13 protein-coding genes are annotated in these 19,001 nt (G+C 64.0%); 7 read left to right on the top strand and 6 right to left on the bottom strand.

Annotated elements, in window-relative coordinates; all coding sequences use genetic code 11:
• Window positions 1-2 precede the first annotated feature (2 nt).
• A complete protein-coding gene (locus tag FJ960_RS21765) occupies window positions 3-566 on the bottom strand; it encodes a peroxidase-related enzyme (RefSeq protein WP_140716687.1) in 564 nt (187 codons plus the stop codon).
• Window positions 567-703: 137 nt separating this feature from the next.
• Here FJ960_RS21765 and FJ960_RS21760 point away from each other — a divergent pair, with 137 nt between their 5' ends.
• A complete protein-coding gene (locus tag FJ960_RS21760; protein ID WP_140716685.1) occupies window positions 704-5,491 on the top strand; it encodes an NAD-glutamate dehydrogenase in 4,788 nt (1,595 codons plus the stop codon).
• A gap of 85 nt (window positions 5,492-5,576) precedes the next feature.
• Window positions 5,577-6,953: an MFS transporter gene (locus FJ960_RS21755; RefSeq protein WP_140716683.1), complete on the top strand. Its 1,377-nt coding sequence runs from the start codon at window positions 5,577-5,579 to the stop codon at window positions 6,951-6,953.
• A gap of 48 nt (window positions 6,954-7,001) precedes the next feature.
• Here the strand turns inward: FJ960_RS21755 and purH are convergent, their stop codons facing one another.
• Complete coding sequence (purH, locus tag FJ960_RS21750) at window positions 7,002-8,618, bottom strand: bifunctional phosphoribosylaminoimidazolecarboxamide formyltransferase/IMP cyclohydrolase (RefSeq protein WP_140716681.1); 1,617 nt, start codon at window positions 8,616-8,618, stop codon at window positions 7,002-7,004.
• Between the two features lie 150 nt (window positions 8,619-8,768).
• On the opposite strand from purH, the gene FJ960_RS21745 reads away from it, so the two are divergent.
• Window positions 8,769-9,044, top strand: coding sequence for an antibiotic biosynthesis monooxygenase (locus FJ960_RS21745; protein ID WP_210243290.1), 276 nt, complete (start codon window positions 8,769-8,771; stop codon window positions 9,042-9,044).
• A 49-nt stretch (window positions 9,045-9,093) separates the two neighbouring features.
• Here the strand turns inward: FJ960_RS21745 and FJ960_RS21740 are convergent, their stop codons facing one another.
• The 3 genes from FJ960_RS21740 to htpX form a co-directional block, all read right to left on the bottom strand.
• Window positions 9,094-10,818, bottom strand: a complete 1,725-nt coding sequence (locus FJ960_RS21740; protein ID WP_140503905.1) for a heparinase II/III family protein — start codon at window positions 10,816-10,818, stop codon at window positions 9,094-9,096.
• A 140-nt stretch (window positions 10,819-10,958) separates the two neighbouring features.
• A complete protein-coding gene (locus tag FJ960_RS21735) occupies window positions 10,959-12,350 on the bottom strand; it encodes an RsmB/NOP family class I SAM-dependent RNA methyltransferase (protein WP_181174284.1) in 1,392 nt (463 codons plus the stop codon).
• Window positions 12,347-13,348, bottom strand: a complete 1,002-nt coding sequence (gene htpX, locus FJ960_RS21730) for a zinc metalloprotease HtpX (RefSeq protein WP_140716677.1) — start codon at window positions 13,346-13,348, stop codon at window positions 12,347-12,349. The genes FJ960_RS21735 and htpX overlap by 4 nt, the downstream gene beginning before the upstream one ends.
• Window positions 13,349-13,453: 105 nt before the next feature.
• Between htpX and FJ960_RS21725 the strand changes: the two genes are divergently transcribed.
• Window positions 13,454-13,675, top strand: coding sequence for a DUF1674 domain-containing protein (locus FJ960_RS21725; protein ID WP_027145146.1), 222 nt, complete (start codon window positions 13,454-13,456; stop codon window positions 13,673-13,675).
• 158 nt (window positions 13,676-13,833) lie between these two features.
• On the opposite strand, the gene FJ960_RS21720 is transcribed toward FJ960_RS21725, so the two are convergent.
• Complete coding sequence (locus tag FJ960_RS21720; RefSeq protein WP_140503902.1) at window positions 13,834-14,499, bottom strand: HAD-IA family hydrolase; 666 nt, start codon at window positions 14,497-14,499, stop codon at window positions 13,834-13,836.
• A gap of 171 nt (window positions 14,500-14,670) precedes the next feature.
• On the opposite strand from FJ960_RS21720, the gene FJ960_RS21715 reads away from it, so the two are divergent.
• From FJ960_RS21715 to FJ960_RS21705, 3 genes are all read left to right on the top strand, one after another.
• Window positions 14,671-15,540, top strand: coding sequence for a transglutaminase family protein (locus FJ960_RS21715; RefSeq protein WP_140716675.1), 870 nt, complete (start codon window positions 14,671-14,673; stop codon window positions 15,538-15,540).
• 465 nt (window positions 15,541-16,005) lie between these two features.
• A complete protein-coding gene (locus FJ960_RS21710) occupies window positions 16,006-17,367 on the top strand; it encodes a pilus assembly protein (RefSeq protein ID WP_140716673.1) in 1,362 nt (453 codons plus the stop codon).
• 363 nt (window positions 17,368-17,730) lie between these two features.
• The gene (locus tag FJ960_RS21705) at window positions 17,731-18,999 is read left to right on the top strand and encodes a cyclopropane-fatty-acyl-phospholipid synthase family protein (RefSeq protein ID WP_140503898.1); all 1,269 of its coding nucleotides are present in this window, start codon (window positions 17,731-17,733) and stop codon (window positions 18,997-18,999) included.
• Window positions 19,000-19,001: the final 2 nt, after the last annotated feature.

Genomic DNA, 19,001 nt, shown 5'->3' with positions numbered 1-19,001 from the left:
CCCTATCGGGCCATGGCGTGATATTCGTCGTTCGGCCGCATGTCGATCGCGGCCGCGACACGATTCGACATGTTGAAGAAGGCCGCGGTCGAGGCGATGTCCCAGATGTCGCGATCACTGAAGCCGGCCTGGCGCAATGCAGCGCGGTCGGCCTCGACGATCCTGGCCGGCTCTTGCGTCAACTTGACGGCGAATTCGAGCATCGCCGTTTGCTTCGGAGAAAGGTCGGCCGCGCGGAAATTCATCACCATCATCTCGCCGAGCAAGGGATCGCCCGAGAGCTGACGCACCGCAGCGCCATGGGCGGTCAGGCAATAGTAGCAGTGGTTGATGGAGGAGACGGCGACAGCGATCATCTCGCGTTCCAGCTTCGACAGGCCGGATTCGCCCAGCATCAGGTCGTTATACATGTCGGTGAAGGCGCGCAGCTTCTTGTCGTCGAAGGCATAGGCCCTGAGCACGTTGGGGACGAGCCCGAGCTTTTCCTCGCATTTGGCGAAATAGGCTTTTGTCGGCTCGCTTAGCTCTCCCAAGGCCAGGTCAAGCGCGGTGATTTTGCCGGTCATGGATCATTTCTCCTCGTCAGGCGATGCCTTGCCGCCGAATTCCGATAATTCTTAGCAAGCCGTCAAACCTTTGTCGCCAAACAGCGGTCATCTGCTACCATAGTCGCAAAAGCATGCGACGGGAGGGAAGAAGCGTCATGGCCAGTGTGAAGTCCGCAGCCAAGTCGAAGAAGAAGGCACCTGCGGCGAAGATCGAGGACAGACCGGCCAGGCTCACCGATTACCTGCTCGCCCGCGCGCCGGCGGAGGATATCGCCGCCTACGACGTGACGGACCTCGAACGTGCCGCCGATCTCGCCGGCCAGGCGGTCGCCGTTCACAAAAAGGGTGAGTGCGTCGTCGCCGTCGAAGCCGATTCGGGCGTCTTTCGCGAAGGCCGCCCGGTGACCGTCATCACGGTCGTCAACGACAACATGCCGTTCCTGTTCGATTCCATCCTCGGCGAGGTCACAGAGACATCAGGTGAACCGACCCTGGTCACCCATCCGGTGATCACGGTTCGCCATGGCAAGACGGGTGTGGACGAAATCCTCGGCGACGGCAATTTCGCCAAGGACGACGGCAGCCACGACCGGCTGAGCGTGATACATGTGCATATTCCCCGGCTGACGCCCGAACAGGCAAATGGCTTGACCGAGCGGCTGCGCAAGATGCTTGGACAGGTCCACGCCGCGGTCAACGACTGGCGGCCGATGCTGGCCCGGCTCGATCAGGCAATCTCCGAATTCCGCTATTCGGCGGTGCCGCTCGACAAGAAGAGCGTCGCCGAGGCCATCGCCTTCCTGGAGTGGCTGCGCGACGACAACTTCACCTTCCTCGGCATGCGTGAATTCAAATATACCGGCGGCGAGGAAAGCGGCAATCTGGAACGCGCCGAAAAGCCCGGCCTCGGCATCCTGACCGACCCGGACGTGCTGGTGCTGAGGCGCGGGACCGAGGCGGTGACGACGACGCCGGAAATCCGTGCTTTCCTGCACGGACCGGAGCCGCTGATCGTCACCAAGGCCAATGCAAAGTCGCTGGTGCACCGGCGCATCTATCTCGACTACATCGGCGTCAAGACCTACACCGCCAAGGGTGCGCTGGCGGGCGAACTGCGCATCGTCGGCCTGTTCACCTCGACCGCCTATACGCGGTCGGTGATGAAGATCCCGTATCTGAGGTCCAAGGCCGAAACCATCATCGCCAAGTCCGGGTTCGACCGCCATGACCACTCCGGCAAGGCGCTGATCAACGTGCTGGAAAGCTACCCGCGCGACGAGCTGTTCCAGGTGCCGGTTCCGATCCTGCGCAAGCATGCCGCTGCCATTCTCGGCCTGGTCGAACGGCCGCGCGTGCGAGCGCTGGTGCGCGCCGACCAGTTCGACCGTTTCGTCTCGATCCTCGTCTTCGTGCCGCGCGACCGCTACGACAGCGTCGTGCGCGAGAAGATCGGCGCCTATCTGAAAACCGTGTTCGAGGGCCGGCTGTCGGCCTACTACCCGGCCTTCCCCGAAGGCGGGCTGGCGCGCGTTCACTTCATCATCGGCCGCTCCGGCGGCAAGACGCCGAAGGTCGAGCAGGCGACGATAGAGGCGGCGATCCGCGACATCGTGCGCACCTGGGAAGATGCGCTTGCCGACGCAGCGGAAGCCAGCGGCAGCGATCCGGCGTTGAAAGCGATCGCCGCGCGGCTGCCGGAGAGCTACCGGGATACGTTCAGCGCGGCGGTGGCGCTGGCCGACGCCGGGCGTATCGCCAAGATCAGCGCCGGCAATCCGATCGCCATCGACTATTACCGCCATGCCGAGCAGAAGCCACACCAGGCGGCGCTGAAGATCTATCACCATGGCAGCCCGGTGGCGTTGTCGCGGCGCGTTCCGGTGCTGGAGAACATCGGCTTCCGTGTCATCAGTGAGCGCACCTTCGAGGTCGGCGACGACCAGTCGGGCTTGGTCTTCATCCACGACATGGAGCTGGAGAACAGCTACGGCAAGCCGATCGACCTCGCCGACGGCGGCGCGCTGTTCGAGGACGCTTTCCTGTCGGTGTGGCGCGGCGATGTCGACAATGATGGCTATAATGGCCTTGCCCAGACCGCCGGCCTGTGGTCGGGCGAGATCACGATCCTGCGCGCCTATGGCCGCTATTTGCAGCAGGTCGGCATTCCGCAGAGCCAGGATTTCATTGCCGCGGCGCTCAACCGCTATCCCGAGATCGCGCGCGGCCTGCATGACCTGTTCATCGCGCGGCTCGGCCCGACGGCGGAAACGGAAGGCGTGGTGGCGGCCAAGCACCTCAAGGCCAAGATCAGGGATGCGCTGGAAGATGTGCCCAACATCGACGACGACACCATCATCCGCCGCTATTTAAATCTGATCGAAGCCTCGCTGCGCACCAATCATTTCGTTGCCGATACGAAAGAGAAAGGCCAGTCGCTGGCGATCAAGCTCGAATCGCAGGCGGTCGAGGGATTGCCGGCGCCGCGGCCATGGCGGGAAATCTTCGTCTACGGCTCCGAGGTCGAAGGCCTGCATCTGCGCTTCGGCCCGGTGGCGCGTGGCGGCTTGCGCTGGTCGGACCGCGCCCAGGACTACCGCACCGAAGTGCTCGGCCTGGTCAAGGCGCAACAGGTCAAGAATGCCGTCATCGTGCCTGTCGGCGCCAAAGGCGGCTTCTATCCCAAGAAGCTGCCGATGAGCGCCGGCCGCGACGCCATTTTCGAGGCCGGCACCTCGGCTTACAAGAACTTTGTCTCCAGCCTGCTGTCGATCACCGACAATATCGGCCTGGACGGCGTCATTCCGCCGGCCGGCGTAGTGCGCCGCGACCAGGACGATCCTTATTTCGTCGTCGCCGCCGACAAGGGCACGGCGACCTTCTCCGACACCGCCAACGCCATCTCGGAGAAGCACGGCTTCTGGCTCGACGATGCCTTCGCCAGCGGCGGTTCGGCCGGCTACGACCACAAGAAGATGGGCATCACCGCCAAGGGCGCCTGGGAAGCGGTCAAGCGGCATTTCCGCGAGATGAACCGCGATGTCCAAACCTCGCCGTTCTCTGTTGTCGGTGTCGGTGACATGTCGGGCGACGTGTTCGGCAACGGCATGCTGTTGTCGCCGAAAACGCGGCTGATCGCCGCCTTCGACCATCGCGACATCTTCATCGATCCGGATCCTGACATGGCGGCCTCGATGGCCGAGCGCGAGCGCATGTTCGCGTTGCCGCGTTCGAGCTGGCAGGACTATGACAAGACCAAGCTGTCGGAAGGCGGCGTCATCGTCTCGCGCAACCAGAAGTCGATCACCTTGCCGGCGGCCGCGGCGGTCGCGATCGGCCTCGCCAAGACGACCGCCACGCCGGTCGAGATCATGACCGCCATCCTCAAGGCGCCGGTCGACCTGTTGTGGTTCGGCGGCATCGGCACGTATCTCAGGGCGTCGACCGAAACGAATGCCGAGGTCGGCGACCGCGCCAACGATGCCGTCCGCATCACCGCGCTCGACGCGCGCGCCAAGGTGATCGGCGAGGGCGCCAATCTCGGTGTGACGCAGCGCGCACGCATCGAGTTCGGCATGAATGGCGGCCGCTGCAATTCCGACGCCATCGACAATTCGGGCGGCGTCAACTGCTCCGACGTCGAGGTCAACATCAAGATCGCGCTGGCGTCCGCCATGCGCAAGGGATCGCTGACACGTCCGGCGCGCAACAAGCTGCTGGCCGAGATGACCGACGAGGTCGGCGGCCTGGTGCTGTCCAACAACTACCAGCAGACGCTGGCGCTTTCGATCGCCCGCAAGCGCGGTCTCGCCGACATCGCGCATCAAAGCCGCTTCATGACGGCGCTGGAGGCGCGCGGCCTGCTCGATCGTGTGGTCGAGACGTTGCCGTCGCCGGTAGCCCTTGCCGAGCGCGAGGCACGCGGCGAGCCGCTGACCCGGGCCGAGCTTGGCGTTCTGCTCGCCTATGCCAAGATCGTGCTGTTTTCCGACATCGTCGCCAGCGACGTGCCGGACGATGCGCATTTCGACCGCGATCTGATGGGCTATTTCCCGGACCGGATGGCGAAGAAATACGCTTCCGAGATCCACGGTCATCGGCTGCGCCGCGAGATCATCGCCCGTGTCGTGGCCAACGACCTGGTCAATCGCGGAGGGCCGTCCTTCGTCAACCGGCTGCAGGAAGCGACGGGGCGCACTGCCGCCGATGTGGTGCGCACCTTCGCCGTGGTGCGCGATGGCTTTGCGCTGCCGGCGCTCTATCGCGAGATCGACGCGCTCGACAACCAGATCGACGGCCAGGTGCAGCTCGATCTCTACCAGATGGTGAGCCGGCTCATCTATATGAGCAGCGGCTGGTATCTGAAGAACGATGCCGGCACGGCACCGCTCGGCCAGCGCATCGCCGAACTGCAGGAGGCGCGCAAGGCGCTGGAGCCCAAACTGGTATCGCTGCTGCCGGCTTTTTCCCGCGAGCGGATCGAGGAGAAGCGGCACGGGCTGTTCAAGGCTGGCGCCCCGGAGAAGCTGGCCGAGCAGCTGGCGATGAGCGAGGCGGCGGAGCTCATCCCCGATATCGCGCTGACGGCGCGCACCGCCGTTGCCGATATTGTCGCGGCCGCCAGGGCGTTCTTCGCCGTCAGCGACGCCTTCCGCATCCCGCGCGTCGAGGATGCGGCGCGCTCGATCACGCCTTCGGACTATTATGATCAACTCGCTCTGTCCCGCGCCACCGACACGATCGGCGCGGCACGGCGCGGTATCGCGGTCGCCGCGCTCACCGGCCAGTCCAAGGCGGCCGATCCGGTGGCGGCCTGGCTCGAAGCCGGCGGCGAGCGGGTGGCGCGCATCCGCGATCGGCTACAGGCGCTGACGGAAGGCGGCGACATCACCGTGTCGCGGCTGTCGGTTGCGTCGGGCCTGATGAGCGATCTGACGGGAATGTGAGCCAGCGCTTGTCCATTTGCATGAACATTCGAAACATGCAGACATGGCGCCCGAAATGGGCGGAGCGGGTGCCGGGGGAATCACTATGGCGGTAGAGACAATCCAGCGGGCGTCCGGGCGCGGCATTTGGGGGTGGATGTTCTTCGACTGGGCGGCGCAGCCGTTCTTCACGGTCGTCACCACCTTCATTTTCGGCCCCTATTTCGTTTCGCGCATGGCGGGCGATCCCACCACCGGCCAAGCCGTCTGGGGCTATGGCATCGCCGCTGCCGGGCTGGTCATCGCGGTGCTGTCGCCGATCCTCGGTTCGATCGCCGACCAGACCGGACCGCGCAAGCCATGGATCGCCTTCTTCGCCGCGATCAAGGTCACCAGTCTCACCTTGCTCTGGTTCGCCGCGCCCGGCTCGAACCTGTTCCTGATCGTGGCGCTGTTCTCGCTGGCGTCGGTGGCGGCGGAGTTTTCCACCGTCTTCAACGATTCCATGATGCCGCGCCTGGTGCCGAAGAGCGAGATCGGCCGCATCTCCAACGTGGCCTGGGGTCTCGGTTATCTCGGTGGCATGATCGCACTGATCTTCGTCGTCACCTGCCTGGCCGGCTCGCCGGAAACCGGCAAGACGATCATCGGCATCACCCCATTGTTCGGTCTTGACCCGCAGCTGGGCGAGGATGCCCGCGCCACCGGGCCGCTGTCGGCCGGATGGTATTTCCTGTTCATCCTGCCGATGTTCTTCTTCACGCCCGACGCCATCAAGGGCATCCCGATCGGGCCGGCGGTGCGCGAAGGCCTGTCGGAGCTGAAATCGACGCTGGCCGAGGTGCGCAAGCGTGGCGGCATCTTCCGCTTCCTCGTCGCCCGCATGATCTACCAGGATGGCGTCAATGCGCTGCTGGCGCTGGGCGGCACGTTCGCGGCGGGCATGTTCCAATGGTCTATCACCGAGATCGGCATGTTCGGCATCATCCTCAACGTCGTCGCCATCTTCGGTTGCTGGATCGCGGCGCGGCTCGACACCGGCCTGGGTTCCAAGGCGGTGGTGATGATTTCGTTGGTCATGCTGTCCATCGCCACCATCGGCGTCGTCTCGACCGGCCCGGGCTTCACGCTGCTTGGCCTGATCCAGCTTTCGACCACCGACTCGGGAGGCCTGTTCGGCACGGCGGCCGAAAAGGCCTACATCATGTACGGCCTGCTGATCGGCCTGGCTTTCGGGCCGGTGCAGGCGTCGTCGCGCTCCTACATGGCGCGCAGCGTGACCGCAGCCGAATCCGGCCGCTATTTCGGCATCTATGCGCTAGCCGGCCGGGCAACCAGTTTCCTGGCGCCGTTCATGGTGGCGACGATTACCGCAACCAGCGGCTCGGCGCGGCTCGGCATGGCGGCGATTATCCTGTTCCTGGCCATCGGCATGGCGATCCTGGTTCGCACGCCGTATCCGGCGGATCGGCCGGTTGAATAGCAGCGCCTCTTCCTTCTCCCACAACAAGGGGAGAAGGGAAGAAGCTCCTCAATGCCGGAAATGCCGCACGCCTGTGAACACCATGGCGATGCCGTGTTCGTCGGCGGCGGCGATGACGTCGTCGTCGCGCATCGAACCGCCCGGCTGGATCACGGCGGTGGCACCGGCCTCGATGGCCGACAGCAGGCCGTCGGCGAAGGGAAAGAAGGCGTCCGAAGCGACCACCGAGCCCTTGGTCAACGGCTCCGCCATGCCTGTCGTCTCCGCCGCGTCGACCGCCTTGCGCGCGGCGATGCGTGAGGAATCGACCCGGCTCATCTGGCCGGCGCCGATGCCGACGGTGGCACCGTCCTTGGCATAGACGATGGCGTTCGACTTGACGTGCTTGGCGACGCGGAAGGCGAATTTCAGATCGGCCATTTCGCTGGGCGTCGGCGCGCGCTTCGTCACCACTTTCAATTCGAGGTCGTCGACCACGGCATTGTCGCGGCCCTGGACGAGCAGGCCACCGGAAACCGACTTGACCGTCGTGCCTGCCGTGCGCGGGTCGGGCAGGCCGCTGGTGACCAGCAGGCGCAAATTCTTCTTGGCAGCTATGATTGCCGCGGCCTCGTCGGTGGCGTCGGGGGCGATGATCACCTCGGTGAAGGTTTTCACGATTTCCTCGGCCGCCTCGGCGTCAAGGGCGCGGTTCAAGGCGACGATGCCGCCGAAGGCCGAGACCGGGTCGCAGGCGAGCGCCTTGGCGTAGGCCGCTTTCAGCGACGTACCTTCGGCCACGCCGCACGGATTGGCGTGCTTGATGATGGCGACGGCGGCCGAGCGGTTCGGATCGAACTCGCCGGCCAGTTCGAAGGCGGCATCGGTGTCGTTGATGTTGTTGTAGGATAGCTGCTTGCCCTGCAGCTGCCGCGCCGTGGCGACGCCCGGCCGTTTGTCGCCATTGACGTAGAAGCCGGCATCCTGATGCGGGTTTTCGCCGTAGCGCATGACCTCGGCAAGCCTGCCGCCGAAGGCGCGCCAGGTCGGATGCTCGATCTCCAGCGCCTCGGCGAACCAGCCCGAGATCGCCGCGTCATAAGTGGCGGTGCGGGCGAAGGCCTTGGCCGCCAGCTTCTTGCGGAAATCCAGCGACAGCGAGCCGATGTTCATCTCCAGCGCGTTGAGCACCGCGGCGTAGTCGCCGGGATCGGTGACAATGGCGACATAGGCATGGTTCTTGGCCGAGGCACGGATCATCGCCGGGCCGCCAATGTCGATATTCTCGACGATCGCCGCGTAGTCGGCGCCGGAGCGGCGGACCTCCTCGAACGGATAAAGATTGGAGACGACAAGATCGATCGGCTCGATGCCGTATTTGCGCATCGCCAATGTATGCTCGGGATCGTCGCGCACGCCAAGCAGCGCGCCGTGCACGGACGGGTGCAACGTCTTGACGCGGCCGTCCATGATCTCGGGAAAACCGGTGAGCTCGGAGACATCGCGCACCGCCATGCCGGCTTCGGCGATCGCTTTTGCCGTGCCGCCGGTGGAGACGAGCTCGACGCCGGCCGCGGCCAGTGCCCTGGCGAAATCGATCAGCCCGGTCTTGTCGAAGACGGAGAGCAAGGCACGGCGGACGGGAACGAGGTCCGGGGCGGGAATGTTCTTGGCGGCGACGGCCATTGGCTGGCGGCCTTTCACGGCTGGTGTGATGGATGCCCCGCGCCGTAGCATATGAGGCCCGGAAATCAAGCGTGGCGCGTCATTCGACGGTTTCATATGAAATTGAGGGCATCCAGTATAGGCTCATGTGCTCGCGATGGAGGAAAACCTATGGCATTCGTGCGTATTGGCCAGTTCAGGGCGTTGCCGGACACGACGGAGCGGGTGCGGGACGTCTACGAGGCCGAGGCGATCCCCGCCATCCGCGCTGCCAAGGGCAATATCAGCGCCGTTCTGCTGCAGCAGCACCAGGCGCGCGACACGTTCATGGCAATCACCGTTTGGAGCACGGCAGAGGATGCCGAGCGCTATGAGCGGCGAGGCGGCGGCGATGGTCGACAAGATCCGCTTCGCCTTCGCCGGCCCGCCATCGCTCAGCACCTATGACGCCCTCGGTATCCCGCAGCAGGCTTGAGCCGACTGGTTTGGCGGCGGTTCAGTTGTTTTCGGGATAACCGGCGATCTTTGTCCGCGTCAGCTGCCAATGGACTTCGGCAATGTCGGACGCCTTGAAGGCGAGCACGATCTGGCGGCTGCGGCGCGGCCCGCCCAGACCGGCGAAATAGATCGATTCCTCAACTTCGGGCACCACCTCGTCCGAGGTGAACACCCAGGTGTCGGCCAGATCGGCGGTCAGCACCAGCCGCTCCTGTTCGTCCTGCAGCAGATTGATGTCCGGATGGACGTGAAAGCGCACCGTGATGAAATCGCGGCCGCTGTTGCGGATCGCGGCGTTGCCGGGCCGCTGGAACCGGTCCCGGCCCGCCAGCACATTGCCGTCCGAAGACAGTTTCAGCTCACGTTCGTGCAGGAAGCCGAAACGCTGCAGATATCCGTCATGACGGGCGATGAAGCCGTGGACGCCCTTCTGGTCGATGCGCTTGCACTGCACTTGCTGCGGGCCGCCGATCAATGGTGATCCCAACTGGTCGTTGACCCGCAGCGCGTGGGTGAAACGCGCCGAAGACGTGTCGTTGATGGTGGCTGTCGAATGCGCTGCGGTGGCGCGGGCCAGTGGCCGGAACTCCGCGGCGCCGTAGGTGTCGATGCCGGCATTGACGATATAGTGCTGGCGGCCCGACGACAGTTCGAAGGCGAGGCAGCCGGCATGGGCTGCATTGGACACGTCGACCGGCGGCGGCAGGCCGGTATCGGCGATCACGGTGGCGCCGCCGATCGCCAGCCGTTCATAGCCCGAATGCGGTGCATGCAGCAGCGGGGAGCCGGCGGTGTCGTCATGGCGCAGGATGGTGGCGATGCGGTCATGGATTGTGGCGCCCATACCGTTGAAGCGGGCGAGGCTGCCATCCTGATGACGGAAGAAGCGCAGCGCCGGCAGCATGCGGTCGATGGCGCCGATCAGCGCCTGCGGCGGCGCTTCGGCCTGGTTGGCGTAGGTCTGGCGTAGCGGCAGGAGGTCGGCGAGGATTTCCAGCACAGCCATTGGATTGCGCGAGATATGGCCGCCATCGGCAAGGATCTGGCGATTGAGTTCCCCGGCAAGGTTGCGGGTGGCGCCGCGCAGCGCGGAAGCCGGCGCCGGCAGGGACAGTGCCGCGAAGGCCAGCGCGATGCGGGCGCGCAGCCGGTCCTTGCCGTCGGGCATTTCGCGCGCCATCGACCTGAGATAGCGGATCTGCATGGCCAGCGATTTCAGGAACGCGCGGTAAAAGGGGAACTCGGCGCCCTGCAGCACGACGGAGGAATGCTGCAGCCAGGCGATGATGCGTTTGGCCGTCGTGCCTGGCTCCCAGGCGATGCCTGAAATATGGTTGCCATGCATGGCGATCCAGTCGGAGACGAGCGCGCGGGCGTTTGCCGCGGCGAGCTCCGTGCCGGCGGCACGCATGTGGCGCAGCCAGCGGAAGCCATGCAGCGTCTTCTGCCACCCGTGATTGGGGACATTGATCTGGAAAGGGGATTTGCCGCCGGTCTCAACCAGATGGCCAGACAGGGGATAGCGGCCGTAATAGATCTCGAGTGCGATCTGCGGGTCGGCGAGGCGCAGGTCCGGCGGCGCGATCAGGACACGTTCGGGCGTGCGGCCGGAATAGCGCCAGCGATAGACCGGGCTGGCACGCAGGCGCCGGCGCGTCTTGCGCCAGAACTCCTTCGCGACCAGCGTCCATAGACGCGTCGTGTTGCTGGCAGCCAGTGCCAAAACCCCTCCTGATCGTCCTCTACCCCAAGCACAAGCTTATATGATTCAAGAACTTATGCGAAGGCGAATTCCATAGAACGGCGCCGGGTCCCCCGCTTTTGGACCGGTTCCTTCCTAAAAAAATCTGCAAATCCCAGTGCTTAGGCCGAGGTTCGACGCATGCGCGCGGCGAAGAAGCCGTCCAGACCGGAGCGCTCCGGCGCGCCGAGGTCAAGATCGGCGGGCGTGGTGCGCAGTGTGCCTTGCGGCGTCAGGAACGAATCGATGCCGGCGATCTCGCCTTGCCGCAGCGGATCGTCAATGACCGCAGCCGTGTCCTTGAGAAAGGAACGATGCAGTTCTTCGCCCTCGATCGGATCGAGGGAACAATTCGAAAAGACGATCCTACCGCCGGGCCTGACCAGTGTAACGGCGCGCGCGAGCAGCCTGCGTTGCAAGTCGGCGAGTTTTTCGACGTCCGCCGCCGTCTTGGTCCACGGCACGTCCGGATGCCGCCGCACCGTGCCCGTCGAGGAACATGGCGCATCGAGCAGCACGGCGTCGAACAATTCGCTGGGCTCGTATTTGAGCAGATCGGCCTGGACGATGTCGGCGGAGAGGCCGAGGCGGCCGAGATTCTGCGCCAGCCGCGCCAGGCGGTTCTTCGAGGTGTCTACCGCTGTGACCCTGGCGCCAGCGAGAATGAGCTGCGCGGTCTTGCCGCCGGGCGCTGCGCAAAGGTCGGCGACGCGCAGGCCGGCGACATCGCCGAACAGCCGGGCGGGAAGGCTGGCCGCCGCATCCTGGACCCACCATGCCCCCTCCGCGAAGCCCGGCAATTCCGTGACGGCGCAGGCTAGCTTCTCCACCCGAACCGTTCCGGTGGGCAGGACAATGCCGCCGAGCTTTTCGGCCCAGAGTTCGGCATCGGCCTTGACCGAGAAATCGACCGGCGCCTCGTGGCGATGGGCAGCCAGGATCTGCCGGGCCTTCTCGGTGCCATAGGCGGCCTTCAGCCGGTCGGAAAACCATTTTGGCGCTTCGTCTGTGGCGGCAAGCGCGGCCGGAAGCTCGGCTTCCTTGGCTCGCGCCAGCGTGCGCAGCACGCCGTTGACCAGGCCGGAAAAACGCTGCGTGCGGGGGTCGGACTTGGCGTGGGTCACGGCTAGGTCGACGGCGGCGCTGTCGGGAATGTCGAGGAACAGGATCTGCGCTGCCGCCACATGCAATATGTGCGACAAGGCGGTCGCGTTGGGCGGCAGCGGCTTTTCCAGGCGCCGCGCCAGCAGTCCCGAGATGGTCATGCGGTAGCGCAGCGCGGTTACCAGTACGGCGCGCACCAGGCCACGGTCGCGCAAATCGAGGACCCTGTATTGCGGATGGCCGTTCTCGTGGTCGGTCAGGCCATCAAGCGGCGTGCGGGCATCGATGACTGCGGCCAGCAGCCGCGCCGCAGCCTTCCGCGCGGCGAGGCCGGCAACGAACTCGCCGCCGGCATTGTGTTCCTGATCGCCTGCAACCGTGCGTCGAGGTGCTCTGCCCGCCACGCTCACGACCACCGGCCCTTGGGCCCGGTCGGGTTGCGACCCCACGGATTGGATTTCGGGCTGGCCGGTTCGGCCGGCTTGCCCCACGGTCCAGCTGCTTGCGGCTCGTCCATTAGCGGTGGCGTCGGTGCCTGGCGCTGCGCGGTTCGCGGAGCGCCATCGCCCATCTGCCGCGCCATTGCCTGCAGGGCGGCGATGCGGTTGTCGGTGCTCGGATGGGTGGAGAACAGACTGTCCATGCGCTCGCCATGCAGGGGGTTGATGATGAAGAGATGCGCCATCGCGGGATTGCGCTCGGCATCGGGGTTGGGAATGCGTTCGGCCCCGCGGGCGATCTTGTCAAGCGCGGAGGCCAGCCATAGCGGGTGTCCACAGATTTCGGCGCCGCGCCGGTCGGCCTCGTATTCGCGGGTGCGGCTGACCGCCATCTGCACGATCATGGCCGCGAAGGGCGCGACGATCATCGCCGCCAGCACGCCGACAAAGCCGAACGGGTTGTTGTCGCGGTTGCCGCCAAGGAAAAAGGCGAAATTCCCGAGCATCGAGATGGCACCGGCAAAGGTGGCGACGATGGTCATGGTCAGCGTGTCGCGGTGCTGGACGTGGGCGAGCTCATGCGCCATCACGGCGGCGACCTCTTCATGGGTCAGCCGCTGCAGCAGGCCGGTGGAGGCGGCGACGGCCGCGTTCTGCGGATTGCGGCCGGTGGCAAAGGCATTCGGCTGCGGATTGTCGATCAGATAGGTTTTCGGCATCGGCAGCCCGGCCTGTTTGGCCAGTGCCTGGACGATGGCGTAATATTCCGGCGCGTTCTTCTCGTCGACCTCGACGGCGCGGTTCATCGACAGCACCATCTTGTCGGCGTTCCAGTAGCTGAACAAATTGGTGCCGGCAGCGACCAGCAGGGCGATCATCATGCCGCCCGAACCGCCGATCAGGAAGCCGACGCCCATGAACAGCGCAGTCATGGCGGCGAGAAGCATGGCGGTGCGAATGGTGTTCATCGTCTGCTCCTGTCCGGATGGTGGTGAAAAAGGGTCGATCCTCGTGACGTCATCGCTATATGATGGGAAACGCCTGTTCCTGTTTCAATCCACTCGAGATATCGCATGAACGATGAAACCAGTAAAACGCCAGCCGGCACGGATGACGGCGAGCCGCCAAAAGAGCTGACGCCCGCCGCCCGCCGCGCGCTGCAGGAAGCCGAGGCAAGGCGGCAAGACTACCGCCGCAAGGAAGCAGCACTGCCCCGGGAAATCGGCGGCCGCGGCGGCAAGGAACCCGGCCGCTATGGCGACTGGGAGGTCAAAGGCCTGACCAGCGACTTCTAGAGTGTGTTGATATTGAGGTGAGACCGGCCTGCAAACGGAAGCTGCCTGCGCTTCCGTTGCTCACATATACCTCAGTACGCTCCGTTCCGGTTCTCGGCAGCTTCCGTTTTCGACTCGGCCTGACCTGAATCTCGGCACACTCCAGACCGCGCTGCACTCTAAGCTGCGTTGCGCTGGGGCTCGAGCGCAACCCAGCCGCGTTCGTCGACGGTGATGTCGATGTCATCGTAACCGGCGATCGTGGCATGCTGTGTTGCCAGGGGATGCTGGTGCGTGGCGTTGATCACCATGACCGACGCTCCCGCCGCCTCCGCCGCCGCGATACCAGCCGGGGCATCCTCGAACACCAGGCAGTCACGCGCGTCGAAGCCAAGCCGTCTTGCGCCGAGTTGGAAACAGTCGGGCGCCGGCTTGCCACGGGAAACATCCTCCGCCGCGACGAGGACCCCAGGGACAGGAATGCCGGCGACCTTCATGCGTGCAAGCGCCAACGAGCGTGGCGCCGAGGTTACGATCGCCCAGCGCTCCGGCGGCAGCGCGTTGAGAAACGCCACGGCACCGGAGATCTGGAGGATGCCCTCGAGATCGTCGGCCTCGGCCTTCAGCAGTAAATCGGCTTCGTGTGTCGGGTCGACGCCCGGGAGTGCAAGGGCGGTGATGGTCTCGATCGCCCGCACGCCATGAATTGTCGGCAGGAAGGCCGCGACGTCGAGGCCGTGGCGCAGCGCCCAGTCGCCCCAGACCCGCTCCGCCGAGGCGATGGAATTGATGAGCGTGCCGTCCATATCGAAGAGGAAGGCGGCGAATTTTTTGCCAGCAAACATGATTTTCCTTGAAGTCCGGGGGAGGGTGTCGAGGGAGGACGCAACCGTAACGCCAAGGTGCCGACATGAAAAGGCGCGAGAGCGCTTTTGGGTCGCGATCCAGGGAACCACCGTCACCTTGCAACGTTTGAAATCGTACAATTCCCATCACGCGAACCAGGGACGACGCCCATGCTGATACGCCTCGGCTACGAGATCGCGATTGAATGCGCCGAGGCAACCCCGGTGATTTCTCTGCTCGAAATCCACAAGGACAGGCGGGCCGACATCAAGCGGCAGACACGTGTGCTCATCTCGCCATCGGTGCCGACCAGGCTCTATCACGACCTGCATGGCAATGCCTGCCGCCGTTTCACCGCGCCCGCCGGCGGCTTTCGCATCCTCTACGACGCGGTTGTCGAGGACAGTGGCGAGACGGACGAGGTCAACACGCTGGCCCGGGAAATGCCGGTCGCCGAGTTACCCGACGAGGTGCTCTTCTATCTCCTGGGCAGCCGCTATTGCGAGACAGATCATCTGAGCAATCTCGCCTGGCAGCTTTTCGGCCATCTTCCGTCCGGTTGGGCGCGGGTGCAGGCGATTGTCGACTATGTCCACAACCGCCTGTCCTTCGGCTATGGCTATGCGCGTTCGACCCGCACTGCCGCGCAGGCGCACGAGGAACGCGTCGGGGTGTGCCGCGACTTCGCCCATCTGGCCATCACGCTTTGCCGTTGCATGAACATTCCGGCGCGCTACGTGAACGGCTATCTCGGCGACATCGGCGTGCCGGCCGATCTGGCGCCGATGGATTTCTCGGCCTGGATGGAAGCGTTCCTCGACGGCAAGTGGTACACGTTCGATCCGCGCCATAACCGGCCCAGGGTTGGTCGCGTCGTCATCGCGCGCGGCCGCGACGCCACCGACGTTCCCTTGCTGCACAGTTTCGGCCCGCACCGGCTCACCTTGTTCAAGGTATGGACCTACGAACAGCAAGGCAGGCTGTTCAATCCACCCCACCGCGGTATCGACAGGACGGCCAGCGCGCAGATGCTGGCCTAGCTCTCGGCGTCAGCCATTTTCGACTCGGCCTGACCTGAATCTCAACGCGTTGGCTAATGCATGTCGCCCGGAAGTGTCCTCGGTTCTGGGACAACGACATGCATTAAATCAGAAGCCTACAGCAGGTCGGGCGAATCCCATTCGCCGCGACATGCTGTAGGTTTGTGCCATGCCTCGCAACCCTGGGACAGTTGGTCGCTTCGGCACAGAAGGCCTGTGCCGCAACAAGACGTCGCCAAGACTTCGGCGATTGCCTCGCTTCGAGCATGGTAAGCGTCTGGTAAACGCGGCGAGGATCGTGGTTTTTCGTTTACCAGCCGTTCACTTTCACGAAGGTCTAAAGCAAGCAAAAACAACAGCTTGATATCTGGCCGAAGGTGTCCCGGCGTGAGGCGGAGTCATCCGGCTGGAATCCTGCATTGCCCTGTCCGCGGCGACGAGGCCGAGGCAAGCGGAGGCTGTTGGATGCGGAATTACGGGGGGCTTGTTCACGCGGTCGGCAGGTTCGCCAGAGATCGCGGTGGAAATTTCGCGGTCCTGTTCGGCTTTGCTGCCTCGGTCTTGGCGCTGGTCGCGGGCTTCTCGGTCAATGTCACGCAGCTCTACAATGCCAAATCGAGCCTGCAGGGCGTCGTCGACGCGGCGGTGACATCGACGGCACGTGACCTGACCACGGGTGCCATCAAGGAGGCCGACGCAAACAAATCCGTGCAGGCCTTTCTCGACGCCAACGCTACCGCCGGAATTCTGCAGGCCGGCCAAGTCGTTCTTGACCGGCTGATCGTCGACAAGATCGCAAAAACGGTCCAGGTGGACGCCCACGTCGATGTTGCCCTGTTCTTCCCGATTTTCGGCACGGACGATGCGAGGCAGGTCACTGCTTCGACAACATCGCTTTATTCGGACAAGACCATCGAAGTGGCGATGATGCTCGATGTAACCGGATCGATGGCCGGTCAGAAAATCAAGGACCTGAGGACCGCCGCCGCCAATGCGGTGGACAGCTTCCTGGGTACTCAGGACCCGAACAAGCCGCGCGTTCGCCTCTCCATCGTGCCCTACGCCAATTCGGTCAATACCGGCCAACTTGCGGCCAGCAGCGTCTATGTGGAAGCCAATGCCAGTCAGCGCAAGCAGGCACCCGGCAATGCGAGCGCTCAACCTGCTTCGGCATCCCCGCGCCCGGACAATTGCGCCACCGAACGCAAGGGGACCGATCAATATTCGGAGGCGGGTCCTGGCTCCAGCATGGTCAACCGCGACTATCTGTTGTCTAGCTTTGCCGCTAACACAAACACTGCGGCTTGCCCGGCCGCCGCACTCGTCCCTTTGACGGCTGACGTCGCCACGCTCAAGAATGTCATCAAGAATCTTGGCGCCTCGGGGGGTACTGCCGGCCACATCGGCGTTCAATGGACCTGGTATATGCTGTCGGAAAGCTGGGGCGGCGTGCTCAATGCCTCTCAGCGGCCAGCCAAATTCGATCCCAAGAAAGTTGGCAAGTACGCGATCCTTATGACAGACGGCGAATTCAACCTGTCCTATTTCGACGCGACCAGCGTTGGCGGAGTCTATAACGATGCCGGCAAGGAAACGATCCGCACGGCCGCGACAAAACTCTGCGCCGCCATGCGCGACAAAGGCATAGAGATATTCACGATCGGCTTCAAACTCGATGAGACGAATGCCGCTTCGACGCTCCAGAACTGTGCCAGCCCCGATACCGGTTCAGTCAAGCACTTCTATCAGGCCGCCGACGGCGCCGAATTGGATTCGGCCTTTCAGACAATCGCCCGCAACATCGAAACCCTTGCTTTGACCAAGTAGGACCCAGCCCAAACGGAAAAGGCCGCCGCTTCTTTCGAAGCCGGCGGCCTTCCGTGTTTCCGTCCATGGCGCGGCTCAATGGCGGTGACGTTCACGTCACCCGCCGCGCATCTCGCGCCTTAACGGGAAGACTGCTTCCCGAAAGTGCAATCCGCTGAGGCCACGTTCTGGAAAACGAAATCACTCGACATCGGATCACCTCCTTTCGATTTGTTGAACACACCCTCATGATGGGGTGCGTTGCAGCAAATGACAAGTGCCATGCTGAAAAAGGCATCCTTGCCGGAAGATGGCGCCGTATGCTTTGGCTTGCGATCCAGGTCCCGAACGGACAAGATTGAGCCATCGACAGTGGGGAAGGGTATGGACGCCACCGAAAGAGCTGCGCGCATCGTTCGAACGGTAGTCGAGGCGGTGAAGCCCGCCTTCGCGGTCAGGCTGTGGACCGGCGAGCGGATCGGCCCCGCCACCGGCCCCGTGCTCGTCATCAACGACCACGACATTGTCTGGCAGATCGTTCGCCGACCGTCCCTGTCGACCCTTATCGAGATGTGGATTTCCAAGGCAGTCGACATCGAGGATGGATCGCTGTTCGATTTCTACGCCCTGCCTTCGACGGGCAAGCTGCGGTCGAAGCTGAAGACATTGCCGAAACGGGCGCTTCTGCGTGACTTGCCGGCGGTGCTGTTTTCGAGAAAGCAGATGACGTCGCGGGTTGATCTCGCTGGTCGCAACCCGTTCGTCAGCGGCTCCAGCAAGGAGGCGATCCAGCATCACTATGATATCTCGAATGCCTTCTACGGGCTCTTTCTCGACGAGCGCATGGTCTATAGCTGCGGGTATTTCCAGGATTTCGCAAACGGCATCGACGAGGCGCAGGTCGACAAGCTCGACCATATCTGCCGCAAGCTTCGGCTGAAACCGGGTGAAAGATTGCTCGACATCGGCTGCGGCTGGGGCGCGATGCTGATCCACGCCGCGAAAAATTATGGTGTCGTCGGACACGGCGTATCGCTGTCGCAAGCCCAGACCTCACTAGCCCGCGAGCGCATTCGCGCCGAGGGTCTGGAGGACAAGATCACCATCGAGATAAAGTCCTATGCAGAGCTCACCGGCACCTTCGACAAGATATCGTCCATCGGTATGTTCGAGCATCTGGGCCTGGCAAACCATGCGGCCTACTTCTCCGCTGTCCACCGGCTGCTGAAACCGGGCGGAATCTATCTGCATCACGCCATCACAAGGCGCAGCAAGGGCGACATCAAGAAGACCCTGCGCAAGGGGCCGGAATACCGGGCGCTGATCAAATACATCTTCCCGGGTGGCGAGCTCGATACGGTCGGCATGACGCTAGGCAATCTCGAAGCGCACGGCTTCCTCGTCTACGATGTCGAGAATTTGCGCGAGCACTATGCCCGCACCTGCAGGCTGTGGGCCGAGCGTCTGCAGGCGCGGTTCGGCGAGGCAATCGCCGAGGTCGGCGAAGCCAAGGCGCGGCTGTGGCTGCTTTACCTGAGCGGCTGCTCCATCACCTTCGAACGCGCCTCGGCGCAGATATTCCAGACCGTCGCCACCAAACGCGCGCGAGGCCCGAGCGGCCTGCCACCGACCCGGGCGGACCTTTATCGATAGGC

The sequence above is a fragment of the Mesorhizobium sp. B2-3-11 genome (assembly GCF_006442215.1).
In the GTDB taxonomy this organism is placed as follows: Bacteria; Pseudomonadota; Alphaproteobacteria; order Rhizobiales; family Rhizobiaceae; genus Mesorhizobium; species Mesorhizobium salmacidum.
This window is presented reverse-complemented; position numbering and strand designations above follow the sequence as displayed.